This is a genomic window from Xanthomonas sp. NCPPB 3218, from assembly GCF_056725185.1.
The window spans coordinates 4,809,182-4,827,125 of record NZ_CM161516.1 but is presented as its reverse complement, the minus strand read 5'-3'; the positions used below and the strand labels follow the sequence as shown (position 1 = coordinate 4,827,125).

Annotated in this window: 17 protein-coding genes and 1 riboswitch; of the genes, 4 read left to right on the top strand and 13 right to left on the bottom strand. The window is 66.1% G+C overall.

What is annotated here, in order from left to right:
• Positions 1–19 precede the first annotated feature (19 nt).
• The 3 genes from AC1PLS_RS20320 to AC1PLS_RS20310 form a co-directional block, all read right to left on the bottom strand.
• Positions 20–604, bottom strand: coding sequence for a manganese efflux pump MntP (locus AC1PLS_RS20320; RefSeq protein ID WP_046346108.1), 585 nt, complete (start codon positions 602–604; stop codon positions 20–22).
• Positions 605–616: 12 nt separating this feature from the next.
• A riboswitch (yybP-ykoY riboswitch) is annotated at positions 617–779 on the bottom strand.
• 117 nt (positions 780–896) lie between these two features.
• Positions 897–1,064 carry a hypothetical protein gene (locus AC1PLS_RS20315; protein ID WP_481104002.1) on the bottom strand — a complete coding sequence of 56 codons (168 nt, stop codon included), beginning with the start codon at positions 1,062–1,064 and terminating at the stop codon, positions 897–899.
• Positions 1,065–1,376: 312 nt separating this feature from the next.
• Positions 1,377–2,126: an IclR family transcriptional regulator gene (locus AC1PLS_RS20310; RefSeq protein WP_016901778.1), complete on the bottom strand. Its 750-nt coding sequence runs from the start codon at positions 2,124–2,126 to the stop codon at positions 1,377–1,379.
• Between the two features lie 180 nt (positions 2,127–2,306).
• Between AC1PLS_RS20310 and fucP the strand changes: the two genes are divergently transcribed.
• Together fucP and AC1PLS_RS20300 are read left to right on the top strand one after the other, a co-directional pair.
• On the top strand, positions 2,307–3,614 hold the full coding sequence (gene fucP, locus AC1PLS_RS20305; RefSeq protein ID WP_054591867.1) for an L-fucose:H+ symporter permease: 1,308 nt from the start codon (positions 2,307–2,309) through the stop codon (positions 3,612–3,614).
• Positions 3,611–3,979, top strand: a complete 369-nt coding sequence (locus AC1PLS_RS20300) for an L-fucose mutarotase (RefSeq protein ID WP_184434989.1) — start codon at positions 3,611–3,613, stop codon at positions 3,977–3,979. The genes fucP and AC1PLS_RS20300 overlap by 4 nt, the downstream gene beginning before the upstream one ends.
• 453 nt (positions 3,980–4,432) lie before the next feature.
• Here the strand turns inward: AC1PLS_RS20300 and AC1PLS_RS20295 are convergent, their stop codons facing one another.
• The 5 genes from AC1PLS_RS20295 to AC1PLS_RS20275 form a co-directional block, all read right to left on the bottom strand.
• A complete protein-coding gene (locus AC1PLS_RS20295) occupies positions 4,433–5,752 on the bottom strand; it encodes an L-fuconate dehydratase (RefSeq protein ID WP_184434987.1) in 1,320 nt (439 codons plus the stop codon).
• Between the two features lie 488 nt (positions 5,753–6,240).
• On the bottom strand, positions 6,241–7,098 hold the full coding sequence (locus tag AC1PLS_RS20290) for a fumarylacetoacetate hydrolase family protein (protein ID WP_184434984.1): 858 nt from the start codon (positions 7,096–7,098) through the stop codon (positions 6,241–6,243).
• Between the two features lie 158 nt (positions 7,099–7,256).
• Positions 7,257–8,027 (bottom strand): SDR family oxidoreductase, encoded by a 771-nt coding sequence (locus AC1PLS_RS20285; RefSeq protein ID WP_039521219.1) that lies wholly within the window; start codon positions 8,025–8,027, stop codon positions 7,257–7,259.
• Positions 8,024–8,896, bottom strand: coding sequence for an amidohydrolase family protein (locus tag AC1PLS_RS20280; protein WP_184434982.1), 873 nt, complete (start codon positions 8,894–8,896; stop codon positions 8,024–8,026). The genes AC1PLS_RS20285 and AC1PLS_RS20280 overlap by 4 nt, the downstream gene beginning before the upstream one ends.
• Entirely contained in the window at positions 8,893–9,900 is a 1,008-nt protein-coding gene (locus AC1PLS_RS20275; protein ID WP_311736860.1) for an aldo/keto reductase, read from the bottom strand. Before AC1PLS_RS20275 ends, AC1PLS_RS20280 begins: the two co-directional genes overlap by 4 nt.
• A gap of 356 nt (positions 9,901–10,256) precedes the next feature.
• On the opposite strand from AC1PLS_RS20275, the gene AC1PLS_RS20270 reads away from it, so the two are divergent.
• On the top strand, positions 10,257–11,885 hold the full coding sequence (locus AC1PLS_RS20270) for a family 43 glycosylhydrolase (protein ID WP_184434979.1): 1,629 nt from the start codon (positions 10,257–10,259) through the stop codon (positions 11,883–11,885).
• A 100-nt stretch (positions 11,886–11,985) separates the two neighbouring features.
• Here AC1PLS_RS20270 and AC1PLS_RS20265 read toward each other — a convergent pair whose 3' ends face one another.
• The 3 genes from AC1PLS_RS20265 to AC1PLS_RS20255 all read right to left on the bottom strand — a co-directional run bounded on the left by AC1PLS_RS20265 (position 11,986) and on the right by AC1PLS_RS20255 (position 14,166).
• A complete protein-coding gene (locus AC1PLS_RS20265) occupies positions 11,986–12,189 on the bottom strand; it encodes a hypothetical protein (RefSeq protein WP_016901788.1) in 204 nt (67 codons plus the stop codon).
• A 3-nt stretch (positions 12,190–12,192) separates the two neighbouring features.
• Positions 12,193–12,756 (bottom strand): peroxiredoxin family protein, encoded by a 564-nt coding sequence (locus AC1PLS_RS20260; RefSeq protein WP_181097862.1) that lies wholly within the window; start codon positions 12,754–12,756, stop codon positions 12,193–12,195.
• 489 nt (positions 12,757–13,245) lie between these two features.
• The gene (locus AC1PLS_RS20255) at positions 13,246–14,166 is read right to left on the bottom strand and encodes a DUF4424 family protein (RefSeq protein ID WP_154832889.1); all 921 of its coding nucleotides are present in this window, start codon (positions 14,164–14,166) and stop codon (positions 13,246–13,248) included.
• Between the two features lie 144 nt (positions 14,167–14,310).
• Between AC1PLS_RS20255 and AC1PLS_RS20250 the strand changes: the two genes are divergently transcribed.
• Entirely contained in the window at positions 14,311–14,808 is a 498-nt protein-coding gene (locus AC1PLS_RS20250) for a hypothetical protein (protein ID WP_184434976.1), read from the top strand.
• An 82-nt stretch (positions 14,809–14,890) separates the two neighbouring features.
• Here the strand turns inward: AC1PLS_RS20250 and AC1PLS_RS20245 are convergent, their stop codons facing one another.
• Entirely contained in the window at positions 14,891–15,559 is a 669-nt protein-coding gene (locus tag AC1PLS_RS20245; RefSeq protein ID WP_016901792.1) for a response regulator transcription factor, read from the bottom strand.
• Between the two features lie 232 nt (positions 15,560–15,791).
• Positions 15,792–17,735, bottom strand: coding sequence for an acetate--CoA ligase (gene acs, locus AC1PLS_RS20240; RefSeq protein WP_065033398.1), 1,944 nt, complete (start codon positions 17,733–17,735; stop codon positions 15,792–15,794).
• Positions 17,736–17,944 lie beyond the last annotated feature (209 nt).

Genomic DNA, 17,944 nt, shown 5'->3' with positions numbered 1-17,944 from the left:
CTCCTACGAGGGGAGGTGCTTAGGCTGCGCCGCTCAGGTGTTCGTAGAGGATGACGCTGCCGACGATCACCAGGATCAAGCCGCCGAGGATCTCGGCGCGCTTGCCAATCAGGTTGCCGAGCACGCGGCCCAGCATGACGCCTGCGGTGACCATGCTGAAGGTGCACAGCCCCACCACCACCGCCACCACGCCGATATGCACGTCCAGAAACGCCAGGCTCACGCCGACCGCCATCGCATCGATGCTGGTGGCAAAACCGGTGGTGGCCAGGGCCAGCAAGCCATGCCGTTTCGGCGTCTCCGACGTTGCTTCGTCAGCGTCGTCCGCATCGCTTCGCAGCCCCGCCACGATCATGTGCGTGCCCAGCGCACCGAGCAGCACGAAGGCGATCCAGTGGTCGTAGTCGGACACATAGCTGGACGCGGCGCGCCCCAGCAGCCAGCCGATCACCGGGGTGATCGCCTCGATGCAGCCGAAGATCAAGCCGGCGCGTAGCGCATCACGCCACTGCGGCTTGCGCATCGCCGCGCCTTTGCCGATCGCGGCGGCAAACGCATCGGTCGACATCGCGAAACCGATCAAAACAATGGAAAAAGGGGACATCGACATTCTCGGGTTGGGCACGGTCACAACGACATGCGCCCGCGCCAACCTTCGTCGTGCACGCATGCCGCTGGTCTCGCCAAACCGGAACTGGTTGCCTGCACCACGGCGCAACGGCCGAGTATGTTGATGCAGGCGCTTCCGACGATGCGAAAGCAGGCTACTCCCCAAGGGGCGCGCAGTGTACCAACGCATGGCCGCGTTCGGTGCGTCTGCAGCGCACGCGAAGGTCGGTCTGATCTTTATAGCCGTGGCTATTGCGAGCAGGGGTGACGCGGTTTTTGCCTTGTTTTCAGGCATCAAAGCCAGACAGGCATGTCCACGCAACGGCGCGATGCGGCACCCGATAGCCTTGGCTATAGCGACGAACGGTCTGCATGCCGGTGACCGAGGTAGCGAAAAACGCGGGGAAAGCCGCTGATGTGGGGTGTGCTGCAAGCAGTGCGAGTGGAAACGTCATGCTTGGATGCGCGTGCATGAGCCAGCGCCTGCGTCGTGCTGTCTTTCCAGACGTCGTGCAGGAGTGCAGCGATCGGCAACGATGCCGCGATCTCCCCGGCGTCTCGATGTGCACGGCTTGCGATGCCGCAGGTGCTGCCTAAGCGGTTCGGGTGGACGGCGATGGTCAGGCTGCCATCGCAGCGCTGCGGAACGAGCGCGCTGCGCTCCACGCACAGGGCCGGCCGCGCTGCGGGAGGACCGCAGAAGTCAGCCTTCGGAAGCGAGCAACAGAAACACCAGCGCCGACGCAGACTCCCGGTGCGGGTCGCGGCTACATCAATGCGGCGGAAATCTCCGCCGTCGCCGCACACAGGGCCTGCAAGGCCGCGTGCGGGCCGACCAGCTCGGGGCGGCGCGCGATGAAGGGAACGGTGAGCGTATAGGTCGCACTGCCGCGTTGCAGGATCGGTGCGGTCAGGTCGACCACGCCCACCACTGCCTCACTGGGTTGCATGGCGTAGCCATCGTTGCGCGCCTGCGCGGCGGCGGCGAGGAACTGCGCACGCTCGAACGGCACCTCGCTGGCGTCGAGCATGTCCAGCCAGCGCGCCTGCACCTCTGGCTGCTGGAACGCGAACAGCACCAGCCCGGAGCTGGAATGGGTCAATGGGCGGCGGTGGCCCGGGCGCACCACCAGGCCCAGGTCGCTGGGCACGTCCATCTGCGCGATCACCACGATCTGGTCGCCGGACGGCGCCACCAGGTGGCAGGGCTGATAGATCGCATCGGCCAGCCGGCGCATCACCGGTAGTGCCGCTTCGCTGATGCTCTGCACCTGCGGCTGCTGCATGCCGAGCATGAACAACCGATTGGTCAGCACGTAGTCGCCCTCGCCGTCGCGGGTGAGATAGCCGCGCTCCTCCAGCACCTGCAGCATGCGGAAGATCTCCCCGCGCGAGCGGCCGATGCCCTGCGAGATCGCACCCATGCTCATCGGCTGCGCCTGGCGGGCGAGCAGCTCGAGGATGTCCAGACCCTTGTCCAGGGCGGGGGCGCGGTACTTGGCGGGTTCGGTGCTCATCCGTTTGCGGCTCCAGGCAAGGCTGCGGCGCGCCAGGGTACAGGCATCGCGGGCAGCGGTGAGAAGTGGCGCTTGCGTGCAAATATAAACAAAGATTTTATATTTGCATGGCGCTGGCGTGCGCAGTACGCTCGCCGCACAGCAACGCAAGCGCCACAGCCTTGGGAGGGGATCGGTCGCATGCATCACAGTGACATTGCCGCGTCACCGCGCGGCAACCTGGCGCGTACCGCCATGGTTCCCCTGTTGTTGATCGTCAGCCTGTTCTTTTTGTGGGGCATGGCCAACAACCTCAACGATATCCTGATCAAGCAGTTCAAGAAGGCCTTCGAGCTGACCGACCTGCAGGCAGGGCTGGTCCAGAGCGCGTTCTACCTGGGCTATTTCGTGTTCGCGATGCCGGCGGCGATGTTCATGCGCCGCTACAGCTACAAGGCGGCCGTGGTGCTGGGCCTGCTGTTGTATGCGTGCGGCGCGTTCCTGTTCTATCCGGCTGCGCAGGTGCATACCTACTGGCTGTTCCTGCTGGCCTTGTTCGTGATCGCCAGCGGCCTGGCCTTCCTGGAAACCACCGCCAACCCGCTGGTGACCGTGCTCGGCCCGGCAGAAGGCGCAGCGCGGCGCTTGAATCTGGCCCAGGCATTCAACCCATTGGGCTCGATCACCGGCGTGCTGGTCGGCCAGCACTTCATCTTCTCCGGGGTGGAACACACGCCGGCCGAACTGGCGGCAATGGCACCGGCCGCGCGCGAGGCGTTCTTTGCCGCCGAATCCTCGGCCGTGCAGACGCCCTATCTGATCATCGGCGCAGTGGTGGTGCTGTGGGCGATCCTGATCGCGCTGGTGCGCTTTCCCACCGGCGCGCCGGAGAGCGATAGCGGCGTGGCGCCCAAGCGTGCACGCTTCGGCGAACTGCTGCGCAATCGGCGCTTCATGTTTTCGGTGGTGGCGCAGTTCTTCTACGTGGGTGCGCAGGTCGGCATCTGGAGTTATCTGATCCGCTATCTGCAGGATGCGGTGCCGGGCACGCCGGAAAAAACCGCCGCCACCTACCTCACCATCTCGCTGGTGCTGTTCATGGCCGGCCGCTTCGTCGGCACCGCACTATTGCGCTATCTGGCGCCGGCCAGGTTGCTGGCGAGTTTTGCGACGATCAATCTGGTGTTGTGCGCCGTTGCCATCGCGTTGCCGGGTTGGACCGGCTTGTACGCGCTGGTGGCTGCCAGCGTGTTCATGTCGGTGATGTTCCCGACCATCTTTGCGCTGGGCCTGGATGGCATGCATGACGATGCGCGCAAGCTGGGCTCGTCGCTGCTGGTGATGTCCATCATCGGTGGCGCGCTGCTGACGGCGGTGATGGGCGCGGTGTCGGACATGGCCGGTATCCACTGGGCGATGGTGGTACCGGGTGGGTGCTTTGCGGTGATCCTGCTGTTCGCGTTGCGTGCGCGCCGCGCTGCGCCGGTGGTTGCAGGAGTGGGCGCATGAGCACGCGGCGTCTGTGTTACGTGCTGGATCTGCACGACGATCCGCAGTTGATCGCCGAGTACGAGCGTTGGCATCGGCCCAGCGAGGTCTGGCCGGAAGTGGTGGCCTCGCTGCAGCAGGCCGGCATCCGGGAACTGGAGATCTTTCGCAGCGGCGACCGCCTGGTGATGCTGATGGAGGTCGGCGACGACTACGATCCGGCGGCCAAGGCGGCGCGGGATGCGGCCGATCCGCGCATCCAGGCCTGGGAAGACTTGATGTGGCGGTTTCAAAAGCCGTTGCCTGGCAGTGCGCCGAGAGAGAAGTGGCGCGAGGCCGGGCGGATCTTTGCCTTAAGTGCGGCGGTTGGAGCGGGGCAGGGTTAGGGTGTTGGCCTGCGTTTTTTGCGGATGTGTTGGCTCCGTTGTGGGGCGCTGGTCTTGAGTGTCTTTGCTGCCGCTGCCGCCGGGCGTCGAAACAGGTGTCTTTTGCGGGCGCAGCGTGATTGGCGCTGCGCTCCGAAGGCGTGACAGCTGCATCGCAGATGCCCCAGGCAGAAGCGGTCTCGGCCGCGATCGGGCCATCGGGAACGCCTGTCGCGGCTTGAGCCGCTCCTACGACACATCCTGCGATTAGATGATGCGGTGTGTTGGGTCACGCCTTCGCCTCGGCCAAGTCCTCGACCCGAAAGCGGCTGTCGGGTGGCGGAATTCTGCTATCCGGAGCCGTCGTGCGCGTGCTCCATGCAGAAGCGGCCTCGGTCGCGATCAGGCAATCGGGAACGCCTGTCGCGGCTTGAGCCGCTCCTACGACATCATGGGATCAGGTGATGCGTTGGATTAGGCCTTTGCCGTGGCCAGGTCCTCGACCCAGAAGCGGCCGTCGGGGTAGCTGAATTCTGCGATGGACGCCGGGTGCATCTCGGCGGAGAAGCCGGCGGCTTGCGGGGCCAGGTAGCGGCCGTGCCGGATGCGCACCGGGTCCAGGAAGTGCTGGTGCAGGTGGTCGACGAATTCGATCGCGCGGTCTTCCATCTTGCCGGTGATGGCGACGAAGTCGGCCATGGCCAGGTGTTGCACCAGTTCGCACAGGCCGACGCCACCGGCATGCGGGAACACGCGGATGTTGAACTTGGCGGCCAGCAGCAGGATGGCGAGGTTTTCGTTGACGCCGCCCACGCGCGCGGCGTCGATCTGGATCAGGTCCACCGCGCCAGCCTGCAGCAGCTGCTTGAACACCACGCGGTTCTGGGTGTGCTCGCCGGTGGAGACCGGCACCGGGGTGATGCCCTGGCGGATCGCGGCGTGGCCGAGCACGTCGTCCGGGCTGGTCGGTTCCTCGATCCAGGCGATGTCGAATTCGGCCAGCTGGCGCATCCAGTCGATCGCCGGGCCCACGTCCCAGCGCTGGTTGGCATCCACCGCCATCGCGATGTCCGGGCCGATCGCCTCACGCGCCAGGCGGCAGCGGCGGATGTCGTCCTGCACGTTGGCGCCGACCTTGAGCTTGATGGTGCGGAAGCCATCGGCGACGGCTTCTTTTGCCAGCCGCACCAGCTTTTCGTCGGAGTAGCCGAGCCAGCCGGGCGAAGTGGTGTAGGCGGGATAGCCCTGTTCGATCAGCGTGGCGATGCGCTGCGCACGCTGCGGTTGCGCATTGCGCAGGATTGCCAGCGCTTCGTCGCGGGTGAGCGCGTCGGTGAGGTAGCGGAAGTCGATGGTGTCGACCAACTGCTCCGGGCTGAGCTCGGCGATGTAGCGCCACAGCGGCTTTTTCGCCGCGCGTGCGGCCAGGTCCCAGGCGGCGTTGATCACCGCGCCGATCGCCATGTGCATCACGCCCTTTTCCGGGCCCAGCCAGCGCAGCTGCGAGTCATTGGTGAGCCGGCGCGCGAACGCACCCAGATCGGCAATGACTTCCTCGACCGACAGGCCGACCACGTGCTCGGCCAGTGCGGCCACCGCGGCGGTCTGCACATCGTTGCCGCGGCCGATGGTGAACACCAGGCCGTAGCCGGCCAGGTCATCCGGCGCATCGGTGCGCAGCACGACGTAGGCGGCCGAGTAATCCGGATCCGGATTCATCGCATCCGACCCATCCAGCTCGCGCGAGGTGGGGAAGCGGACGTCGTGGGTGTCGAGGGCGATGATGGTGCTCATGGAAGTCCTGGGCGATGGAAACGGGAATAAAACGCGCGAAATAAAACGGAAACGGAGAACGGAAACGGAGACGGGCGCCAGAGCCCCTCTCCCCGCGGGAGAGGGGGAGGGTACGGACGCGAAGCGCCGACCGTCCGTATTGAAGCGCTGCAGGTACGCATGCGTTTGCAACACAGATCAACGAACAACACAGATCAACGCATCACTGCACGACCAACTGCGTGTCACTACCAACGCGCGACAGCGCCTGGAAGTTCAACGCTCTCGCACGCCGCTTGAAAAATTTGCGCATGACACATCAACACACATGCCGACATGTCACGCCTGACGGCAAACGCACATCGCGACGAACTGCCTGGATATGTCGCTACGTACCCTCACCCCAACCCCGCTACGCGCCCCGGCCCGCGCTTGCGGCGCGGGCGCACCAACGCACGCGCGCCAGTGGCGCGCAAGCCGTGCCCTAGTGCCCCGGTGGGAGAGGGGCTTTAGGCCGCATCACGCGGATGCGCCACCACCGGCTGGCGCTGGCGGCCCAGGCCTTCGATCTCCAGTTCCATCACGTCGCCCGGCTTCAGGTACACCGGCGGCTTCTGGCCCAGGCCCACTCCCGGCGGGGTGCCGGTGCTGATCACATCGCCCGGCATCAGCGTCATGTAGCGGCTGATGTGGCTGACCAGTTCGGCCACGCCGAACACCATCGTGCGGGTGCTGCCGTTCTGGTAGCGGTGGCCGTTGACCTCCAGCCACATCGACAGGTTCTGCGGGTCGGCGATTTCATCGCGGGTGACCAGCCACGGGCCGATCGGGCCGAAGGTGTCGGCGCTCTTGCCCTTGACCCACTGGCCGCCATGTTCGAGCTGGAACTCGCGCTCGGACAGATCGTTGATGACCGCGTAGCCGGCGACGTGATTCAGCGCGTCGTCCACCGCCACATCGCGCGCCACATCGCCGATCACCACGCCCAGTTCCACTTCCCAGTCGCTCTTGACCGAGCCGCGCGGGATGACCACGGTGTCGTTGGGGCCGGTCACCGCAGTGGTGGCCTTCATGAAAAGGATCGGCATCTTGGGCACGTCCATGCCCGATTCGGCCGCGTGGTCGGCGTAGTTCAACCCCACGCAGATGAACTTGCCGATCTGCCCCACTGCGGCGCCATAGCGCAGCTCGCCTTCGAGCAGCGGCAGCGTGGACACGTCCAGCGCACGCAGTTTGTCCAGGCCGGCATTGGTGATGTGCTCGCCGGCCACATCGTCGATCACGCCGCTCAAATCGCGGATGCGGCCTTCGCCATCGATCAGGCCAGGACGTTCCTGGCCGGGGGCGCCAACGCGTACGAGTTTCATGCAGTCTTCCTTTGCAGGTGAGGAATGGAGCGGCCAGCAACGCTAGCGCGCATGCATCGGGTGGATAAGGACGGCGTGCTCAAATCAAGCCAGTACGGCTCGCATCCGGCACTGGCCGCCCACGTTGCGGTGCGCGGCACGGCGGTGCGTTGCCGCGCTCAGTTTGACCAGCCGCCATCGATGATGTGGGTCTGGCCGGTGGTGAACGACGATTCGTCCGAGGCCAGGTACACCACCAGCTGCGCGATCTCGCGCGGGTCGCCCAGGCGGCCCATCGGCTGGCGGTCGGTGAAGCTCTTCCACACCGCCTGTTCGTCGCCGCCCAGCGCCTTGACGCGCTGGCCCAGCGACGGCGTCTTGATGGTGCCGGGGCAGATCGCGTTGCAACGCACGCCCTGGGCCACGTAATCGGCGGCAATGGCCTTGCTCAGGCCGATCACGGCGGCCTTGGTGACGCCATAGACGAAGCGGTTGGGCACGCCCTTGATGCTGGAGGCCACCGAGGACATGTTGATGATGCTGCCGCGGCCGCGTTCGAGCATGCCCGGCAGCACCGCCTTGCAGGTGTAGTACATCGCATCGACATTGATCGAGAACGAGCGCCGCCAGGCCGGCTCGTCGCAATCGAGAATGCTGCCCTGGTGCACGAAGCCGGCGCAGTTGAACAACACATCGAACGGGCCGTGCGCCGCGACCAGTGCGGCAACCGCCGCCGCGTCGGTGACATCCAGCAGCTGGGTGGTGATGGCCTCCGATTCGGCCGCCAGCGCCTGCAGGGCAGCGGCGTCGATATCGGTGGCGATCACCTGCGCACCGGCGCGTGCGCAGGCCAGTGCGCTTTCGCGGCCGATGCCGGCGCCGGCGGCAGTGATCAGGCAGCGCTTGCCATGCAGGCGGTCGTTGGGAGTTGCAGGGATCGAGACAGTCATACCGAAGAGGTTCCGTAGGTGGGGGCCGCCGGCCGTGGCAGACGATAGAACGTGCGTGCGTTGTCGCCGAACACCGCTCCGGCATGGCCGTCGGCATATGTGGCGACCAGCTGCTGTGCGATGTCGAACCACTGCGCGTAATCGGCACGCTGGGTCAGCACCGGCCAGTCGCTGCCCCACAGCACACGCTGCGGGCCGAAGCGTGCGAACAGATGCGCGACATACGGTGCCAGCGCCTCCACGCCGGCGCCGCGCGCTGCTTCGGTGAGCAGGCCGGAGAGTTTGCAGTGCACATTGGGATGCTGGGCCAGCGCGGCCATGCCGGCGGCCCAGGCGACGAATTCGCCTGCGGCGATCTGCGGCTTGCCGCCGTGATCGATGACCACGCGCAGCTGCGGATGGCGCTTCAGGCGTGCCTGCAGCGCCGGCACATGCACGCTGCGGATCAGCGCGTCGAAGGCCAGGTCGTGCGCGAGCAGGGCGTCGAAGGCAGCATCCAGTTCGGGCTGGGCCAGCCATTGCACATCGACAATGTCCTGCACCATCGGGCGCAGGCCCTTGAGCACGCCGCCGCCGGCCTGCACCAGCGCGTCGATGCGTGCGGCGGCATCGGGCGCGGCGAAATCGACCCAACCGACCACGCCGGCAATACGCGCATCGGCGCGCGCCAGCTCGAACAGGTAACGGGTTTCGGCCTCGGTCGCGGCGGCCTGCACCACCACCACGCTCTCCATATCGGCAGCGTCCAGCGCCTGGCCGATATCGGCGGGGCCGAAGTCGCGATACAGCGGCGCCAGCTCGGGCGTCAGCCAGTGGTAGTCGCCACGGGCCAGCTGCCAGAAATGCAGGTGTGCGTCGATGCGGCTCATGGCGTGGGCAGGTCCGCGTCGAGCAGGCCGCCATCGCGCAGGCGCTGCCACAGTGCCGGTGCGATTGGCACCTGCAGGCGCGCGGCGGCCGATTGCACCTCGGCCACTGTCCGCATGCCGGCCACCACCGTGGTCACCGCCGGATGTGCCAGCGGAAACTGCAACGCCGCCGCGCCGATATCCACCTCGAATGCCGCGCAGGCCGCGTACAGGCGCTGCGCATGCTGCAGTGTGGCGGCGTCGACCGGGGCGTAGTTGTAGGTGGCGCCGGGGCCGCGTGCGTCGCTGAGCAGGCCGGAGCTGTACGGGCCGGCCGACAGGATCGCCACGTTGCGTTGCTGCGCCTGCTCGAGCAGGGCGCGGGCGCCGTGCTGTTCCAGCAGCGTGTAGCGGCCGGCCAGCATCACGCAGTCGAGCGGAAAGCGTGGCAGCACCTCCAGTGCCACGTCCTGCTCGTTGACGCCCAGCCCGATCGCCCCGCAGGCACCGGCCGCCTTCAGCTCCGCCATCGCCGGCAAGGCCTCCTCCAAGGCCTGGCGCAGCACGTTGGCGTGGTTGTCGCCGTGGGTCAGCGCACCGATGTCGTGCAGCAGCAGCACGTCGATGTAGTCGGTGCCCAGGCGCTCCAGGCTGGAAGCGAACGCGCGCCGCACGCCATCGGCGCTGTAGTCGAACTCGGCGCGGCGGCCCGCCACCGCAAAGCCGTCGCGCCCGGCGGCGGCCTGCGCATCGTCGTAGATGCAGCGGCCGACCTTGGTCGACAGCGTATACGCGCCGCGCGGCACGCCGGCCAGACCACGGCCCAGGCGGCTCTCGCTCAGCCCATAGCCGTAATAAGGCGCGGTATCGAAATGGCGGATGCCGGCCTGGAACGCAGCCGCCACGGCGGCCAGTGCCTGGCCCTCGTCGACCTCGGCATACAGATTGCCGATCGGCGCGGCACCAAAGCCCAGTGCCGAGAGCTGCACGTCGGTGTTGCCCAGACGCTGCCGTGCAATGGTCACGCTGCACGCTCCGCACAGCTGGCGGTCGCCGAACAGGTGTTCACGCAGTCGTTGAAGCAGTCACTGGGCATCGCAACGTCCACCAGCCGGCCGGTGCCGGACTGTTCGCATATGAATATCGCAATCATAAGTGAACAGATCACGCTGCAGTGCAGCATTGCAGCTGGTGGTGTTCAGCACGTGCGACATGTGTGGATTCCAGCACCTTGCCCGCTTGCAAGCTCCACACGCCGTGGCAGCTGATCTATGTCGAAATCCGCAGCTGGCATGAGCGCTTCCTATAACGCCGCCTGCGCGGTTGCCCCGGTCCGATACCTGGGGCTAGATACCAGCCCGTCCCGCACGAACGCGCACCCATGCCAACCACCACCCGCCGGGACCTGTTCAAGGTGCTTGCCGCCGGCGCCGTTGTCGCCCCGCTGTCGCCGGCCGCACTGGCGGGCGACGCGCGCGCCGCCTGCACCGGCACCCCGCAGTGGGCGCGCGGTATCGAAGGCCAGCGCAAGGCAGACCTGGGCAACGGCACTTACCTCAATCCCATCGTGGCCGGCGATCACCCCGACCCCACCATCCTCAAGGATGGCGACGACTACTACATGACGTTTTCGTCGTTCCTTTCCTATCCGGGCATCGTGCTGTGGCATTCCACCGACCTGGTCAACTGGACGCCGCTCGGCCCGGCGCTGCGCAAGCAGCTGGGCACGATCTGGGCACTGGACCTGTGCAAGCACGATGGCCGCTATTTCATCTATATCCCGGCCAATCCGGACGACACCGGCTGGTCGATCTTCGTGATCTGGGCCGACGACATCCGCGGACCCTGGAGCGACCCGATCGATCTGCAGATCGCCGGCTGCATCGACCCCGGCCATGTGCTGGGCGAGGACGGCAAGCGCTACCTGTTCGTCAACGGCATCCGCAAGGTGCGCCTGCGCGACGACGGCCTGGCCACCGACGGGCAGGTGGAACCGGCCTACGCGCCCTGGCGCTATCCCGACGACTGGATCGTGGAGAACTTTGCCCCCGAAGGCCCCAAGCTGACCTGGCACGATGGGTGGCTGTACCTGGTCACCGCGGTCGGCGGCACCGCCGGTCCGGTCACCGGGCACATGGTCATCGCCGCGCGTGCGCGCTCGGTGCATGGGCCATGGGAGCACTGCCCGCGCAACCCGCTGGTGCGCACCCAGTCCGAACAGGAGCCGTGGTGGTCGCGCGGGCATGCCACGCTGGTGGAAGGGCCGCGTGGCGACTGGTGGATGGTCTATCACGGCTACGAAAACGGCTTCCGCACGCTGGGCCGGCAGACCCTGCTGGAGCCGATCGAGTGGACCGCCGATGGCTGGTTCCGCGCCACCGGTGGCGATCTGTCCAGGCCATTGCGCACGCCTGCACGCGCAAACGCCACCGGCAACGCGGCGCTCAGCGGTTTCGCCTTGTCGGACGATTTTTCCAGCGACAGGTTCGGCACCCAATGGAGCCTGCATGCGCCCGGGCCCGGCGAACAGGCGCGCGTGCAACGGGCAGATCGGTCGCTCACGCTGGCCTGTTCCGGCAGCTCGCCGGCCGACAGCTCGCCACTGACCTGCGGCGTGCCCGATCGCGGCTACGTCGCCGAGGTCGCGCTGGAACTCATCGGCAATGCCGAGGGCGGCCTGTTGCTGTTCTACAACCACAAGGCCTTCGTCGGCATCGGCGTTACGCCCGACACCATCAAGACCTACGAGTACTCCGAAGAACTGGTGTGGGCACGCGCGCCCAACACGCACCGACGTATCCGCCTGCGTCTGAGCAACGAGGCGCACGTGGTGAGCTTCGACTATTCGTTCGACCAGGGCCGGCAGTGGATCCGCCACCCGACGCGCATGGAAATGTCCGGCTTCCACCACAACGTATTCGGCGGCTTCCTGAGCCTGCAGCTTGGCATCTACGCCGCACAGCAGGGCGCAGTGGTGTTGCGCGATTTCCGCTATCGCGCGCTGCGCTGAGCGCGGTGCTGCCGGCAAACGGCGGGGCCCGGGGGGACCCCGCCGTCAGACCTAAAGCGACTGATGAGGCTGAACTTCGCAGTAGGTGTGATAGCCGCTGTCAGCCGCAGCAGTAGCAGACGTTGCCCTGCCCCAGGTCGCCGCCAAACTCCGGACATTCGGCTTTGCAGGCCCACGCACTACACGATTCGGTCTTCGGCTGTGCGTTATCGACCGCCATTACCTGGAACGCACCGAAACCGGTACTGGCCAGGAACGTGGCCGCCATCAACGCCGTCCGCAAGGTACCCCAACGCTTCTTCATGCATTACTCCTTCACCGTTGCCAAAGCCGCTGGCGCATCCGTGCGGCGCAAGGCGGCGACCAGGTCCTGCACCTGCTCCGTGGTATCGAAGACGCCAAGACGGGAATGGCGCACGCGCCCCTGCCCGTCGATGGCCATCAGCAGTGGCACGTTGCGCGCGCGAAACAGCATCAACGCGCGACGATCGGTCAACGTGACCACCGGAAAATCGAAGCCATGCACATGCGCATAGCGCGCAGCCTGCGTCGCATCGCACTGGCACACGCCGAGCAACTGCGGACGGCCGGGCAGATTCGCCTGTAACTGCTGCGCTGCACGCAGCACGGTAGGGGCAGAGCGCTGGCAATACGGGCAAGTGGTGGTGAAGAAGAACAGCACCTGCGCCTGTCCCTGCGGCACGCCGAGCAGATGACGCTGGCCGGCGGTATCGGTGACCTCGATGCGCGGCACGTACATGCCGTCATACGGCGCGCTGATGCGGGCCTGCAGCAATTGCTGCTGCGCGCGCAGCTGCTTGTTCTGCCATGCCAGCACCGCGATCAATGCACAGGCAATCAGCAGCCCGATCCAGAGCCAGGGGAAACGTCGCGCCATGCCAGCTCCAGTAGCGTCATCAAGCCCGAGCCTTGCCCAGGCATGAGCTGATGGTCAATGGTGATATCGACAACTGCGATGTCGCGCGGTGCAGGGGTGTGGAAGCGGTCACGCCGCTGCGCTTGGGCTTGCCAGTGGCGCAGCGGTCGGCAGGCAGCGATTGCGCAACGGTGGTGTGTCGATCAACAGTGCGCCGTGTCTGCGGGGCACGCAGCACTATCCGAACCATCGATGAAAGAGTGCGTGCGGCGACTGCGCGTGTTCCTGCGATCGGTGGCTGCGAGCGTTGCCGCCGTCATCTGATTCTTGCCGCTGGCACCGATCATTGCCGACCGATGACGCGGCGCCCTGCCGCCAGGCGAGCACAAGCGGTGCGCGATCCATCAGCGCTGATCTGCAGCGCGTCTGCAACGCGCTGGCAGCAGGCAGACGCGCGTTCGGCTAGCGGGTGTTGGCCGCCGGTCACTCGATGCCGCGCACGAACAGCAGCTCCAGATCGCGCATCGGCACGAAGTCGGCCTGCCTGAACTGGAAGGTCAGCGGATCGATCTTCTTCAGCGCGCCGTCGAAGCACAGGCTGAGGATGTCGCTGGCGTTCTGCTTGCGGATGGTCAGCTGGAAGTCCTTGATCGGGCCGTTCCAGTTCTTGCCGGTGGTCAGCACATAACGCAGGTTGGCCCAGCCCAGGCCGTGCGCACCCTCGCGCCGCTGCATGCTGGCCTTGGTCGCCGGTTCGATGCAGGTGCGCTTTGCATACGACTCCAGCAGGAACGCGCTGCCCTGCGGCACGCCGGTGGACAGGCTGGGCGCGTAGGCATGCCGGATCTGCACGCTGCCCCGTGCCGGGAAGAGCTGTTGCCAGACGAAGTACTCGCTGAGCGTGAAGCGCGGTTGCTGGTCCCGGTCGATCCAGCGCGCCGGCAACGGCGTGCGCCCGGTCGGCACGTTGCCCGATTCGGCGAACGCGGCGATATCGTCGGTGCTCCAGCCGGTGGCGGCGAATGCCTTGGAGATGTCGCTGCCATCGTCCAGCAACACCACCAGCTTGCGCGTGGTGGTCACCGGTTTGCCGTCCACCCACAGGTTGAAATCGGTCAGTTCGCTGTGATCGGCCATGCCGAAATACATCGGCGGCATCGGGAAGGCGATCGGCACGCTCAATGCGCGCGCGCTGTGGTTGGTGAACACGTAGTCCACCTGCACGCGCTCCTCGCTGAGCAGCAGCGCTTCCTTGTCCATGCTGATATCGGGCTGATGCAACAGCCGGATGGTGCCGTTGTCGTCGCCGAAGCTGCTGTCGTTGGCCTGCGCACTGCCGCAGCCGAATACGGCCAGCGCAAGGACCAACCCGAGCGGGCCGCGCGGAAAAGAGAGTGGCTGCATGGATCCCCTGGCACTGGCACGCACCGACGCGCCGCAGGCGCACAGCATGCCACGCACCTGCCGATGCCGCAGCGCGGGCATGCATGGCATCAACTGCGCATGGCGTACAGTCGCACGCCCTGCGCACTCCAATCCCACGCTCCGATGCCTTCCTACGTTTCCCTGCTGGCTATCGCCGCCTGCCTGATGCTGTCACTGCAAGACAGCCTCGCTGCTGCGCCCGATCGCAGCCAGCCTGCCGCCGTGGTCTCAAGCTGCACCGCCGATGCGTACAGCAGCTGTCCGCCCTGGATGCCGTCGCAGCGTGAGATGCGCACGGTGCTTGCCGATTACTTCTGCGAGGCCGCCGATCGCGGGCTGGTCCGGCCACGCGTCAGTCGCGTGGTGCGCGCGGAGACCTCGCAGGTCACCTGCGCTGCCCTGGGGCCGGAAACCAATTCCAATATCGTGTGCGGAGGCGACATGCATTTCATCGGCCCCGACGGCCGCACCGATTTCGTCACCTTCAGCCCCACCATGCATCGCCAGGACGATGGGCGCTATGCGATCTATGAAGGCGAGGACGAAAACGAAAACGCGGTGTGGCATGTGCCCTCGCCGCAAAGCGCGTCGAAGGTCTGCACGGGCCAGCCGTTGCGTTGATTGTCCTCTGCGGTGGTGACCTCACGCGCCGCTTCGCTGCGGCGATCGGCCTTCGTTTTCGCAGGCCGGCTGACGAACGCGCTCAGTCTTCTTCAGGCGGCGGCAGCACGATGCCGTCGGCATCGATGGCGAGTTTGCCGGCCATCAGCACCGCCTGGGTGCGGTTGGTGACGCCGAGCTTGCGCAGGATCGCGGTGACATGCGCCTTGATGGTGGCCTCGGACACGCCCAGGTCGTAGGCGATCTGCTTGTTGAGACGCCCGGCGCCGAGCATCTGCAGCACGCGGAACTGTTGCGGAGTGAGATCGCGCAGGCGCTGGCCCACTTCGCGTTCTTCGCTGTCGGTCGGCGGCAGGTTCTGCGCTTCGGCCGGGATCCAGCGCTCGCCATCGAGCACCGTGGCCAGGGCACGGCCGATGGTGTCCGAATCGGCGGACTTGGGAATGAACCCGAACGCGCCATGGTCGATCGCACGCCGCATCACCGTCGGCTCTTCGCGTGCCGACACCACCACCACCGGCAACTGTGGATGCAGCGAGCGCATATGCACCAGCGCGCTGAATCCCTGCGCGCCCGGCATGTTGAGATCCATCAACAGCAGATCGGCATCCGGTTGCGCATCGGCCAGGGTGTACAGCGCATCCACCGTGTCGGCCTCGAACAACTGCACCCCCGGCATCACACGCTGCACAGCCCCGCGCAAGGCCTCACGGAACAGGGGATGGTCATCGGCGATCAGCAGGGTGGTCATTGAGGGGCTGGGATTGGGGATGGGGGGAGTGGGGATTTGCAGAAGCGCGGGATGGGGGGATTTGGGAGTCGGTATTCGTGGAAGCAGGGATGTCGGAATTCGCAAGAGCCGGTCTGAAAGCGCCGTCTGCGTCCCGACTGCCGTTCAATACCGGACATTCGAACGCGGAATGGCGAAGGACTGGGAACCCGCTTATGCGAATCCCCACTCCCGAATGCCCAATCCCCGCCCCTCAGCGCGCCAACCGCTCGCTCACCAACGAATCCACCACCGACGGATCAGCCAGGGTCGAGGTGTCGCCGAGTTGATCGGGTGCGTTTTCGGCGATCTTGCGCAGGATGCGGCGCATGATCTTGCCCGAGCGGGTCTTGGGCAGGCCCGGTGCCCATTGCAGGTGATCGGGTGAGGCGATTGGGCCAATCTCCTTGCGCACCCAGCTCACCAGTTCCTTGTGCAGTTCCTCGCTCGGGGTTTCGCCGGCGATCAGGGTGACATAGGCATAGATGCCCTGGCCCTTGACGTCGTGCGGGAAGCCGACCACGGCCGCTTCGGCGACCTTCGGGTGCGAGACCAGCGCGCTTTCCACTTCGGCGGTGCCGATGCGGTGGCCGGACACGTTGATCACATCGTCCACGCGGCCGGTGATCCAGTAATAGCCATCGGCATCACGGCGGCAGCCGTCGCCGGTGAAGTAGCTGCCCGGATAGGTGCGGAAGTAGGTGTCGATGAAGCGCTGATGGTCACCATAGACCGAGCGCATCTGCCCCGGCCACGAATCCAGCAGCACCAGGTTGCCTTCGGTGGCGCCTTCCAGGATCTTGCCTTCGGCATCCACCAGTGCCGGCTGCACGCCGAAGAACGGCAGGGTGGCCGAGCCCGGCTTGAGATCGACCGCGCCGGCCAGCGGCGAGATCAGGATGCCGCCGGTTTCGGTCTGCCACCAGGTGTCCACGATCGGGCAGCGGCTGTCGCCGACCACCTCGTAGTACCAGCGCCAGGCTTCCGGATTGATCGGCTCGCCGACGCTGCCGAGCAGGCGCAGGCTCTTGCGCGAGGTCTTCTTGACCGGCTCCTCGCCATCGCGCATCAGCGCGCGGATCGCGGTGGGCGCGGTGTAGAAGATGCTGACCTTGTGCTTGTCGATCACTTCCCAGAAGCGCGACACGTTCGGGTAGTTCGGCACGCCTTCGAACATCACTGCGGTGGCGCCGTTGGCGAGCGGGCCATAGACGATGTAGCTGTGGCCGGTGACCCAGCCCACGTCGGCGGTGCACCAGTAGATGTCGTCCTCGCGCAGGTCGAACACCACTTCATGCGTGTAGCTGGCAAACAGCAGATAGCCGGCGGTGGTGTGCAGCACGCCCTTGGGCTTGCCGGTGGAACCGGAGGTGTAGAGGATGAACAACGGATCTTCCGCGTTCATGCGCTCGGGTTCGCACTCGGCCGGCTGGCCGTCGACCACATCGTGGAACCAGCGATCGCGCGGTGCCTGCATCTCCACCGCACCACCGGTGTGGCGCACCACCAGTACCGTTTCCACGGTGTTGGTGCCGGGCAGTTTCAGCGCCGCATCGACATTGGCCTTGAGCGGAATCTTCTTGCCGCCGCGCAGGCCTTCGTCGGCGGTGATGATCAGCTTGCTCTGGCAATCGACCACGCGGTCGGCGATCGAGTTGGCGGCAAACCCGCCGAACACCACCGAGTGCACCGCACCGATGCGCGCGCAGGCGAGCATGGCCACGGCGGCATCGACGATCATCGGCAGATAGATGGTGACGCGGTCGCCCTTCTTGACGCCGAGATTGCGCAGCGCATTGCCGAGCTTGCAGACGCGCTCGTACAGCTCGCGATAGGTGACCGGGTAGGACTGCGCATCCGGGCTGTCGGGTTCGAACAACAGCGCGGTCTTGTCGCCGCGCGTGGCCAGCTGGCGGTCCAGGCAGTTGACGCTGGCATTGAGCTCGCCATCACCGAACCAGCGGATATGGAAATCGTCCAGCGCGTAGCTGACGTCCTTCACCTCGGTGGGTTGCTTGAACCATTCCAGCCGCTGCGCGGCCTTGCCCCAGAATTGCTCGGGGTGTTCGATCGATTCGCGGTACAGCGTTGCGTACTGCTCGCGCGTAATGCGCGCATCGGCGGCGAACGCGGGATCGACGGGATAAACATCAGCCATGGCACCCTCACTTGCGATGAACTTGTCGGAAGAGGACGTTGCGGCTGCCCTCGGTAGGCAATCAGTGTGCCGCATCCATTCTGTCCCGGCGTTCAACCGCGCCTTAGACCTTGGTCTTAACCGCCGCAGCGCGCGATCGGCAATCGGTTGCCGGCCCTGGTGCGACGATCGGTCACCTTGCGGAATGCTGCGTTGCAGCTACGACCAAA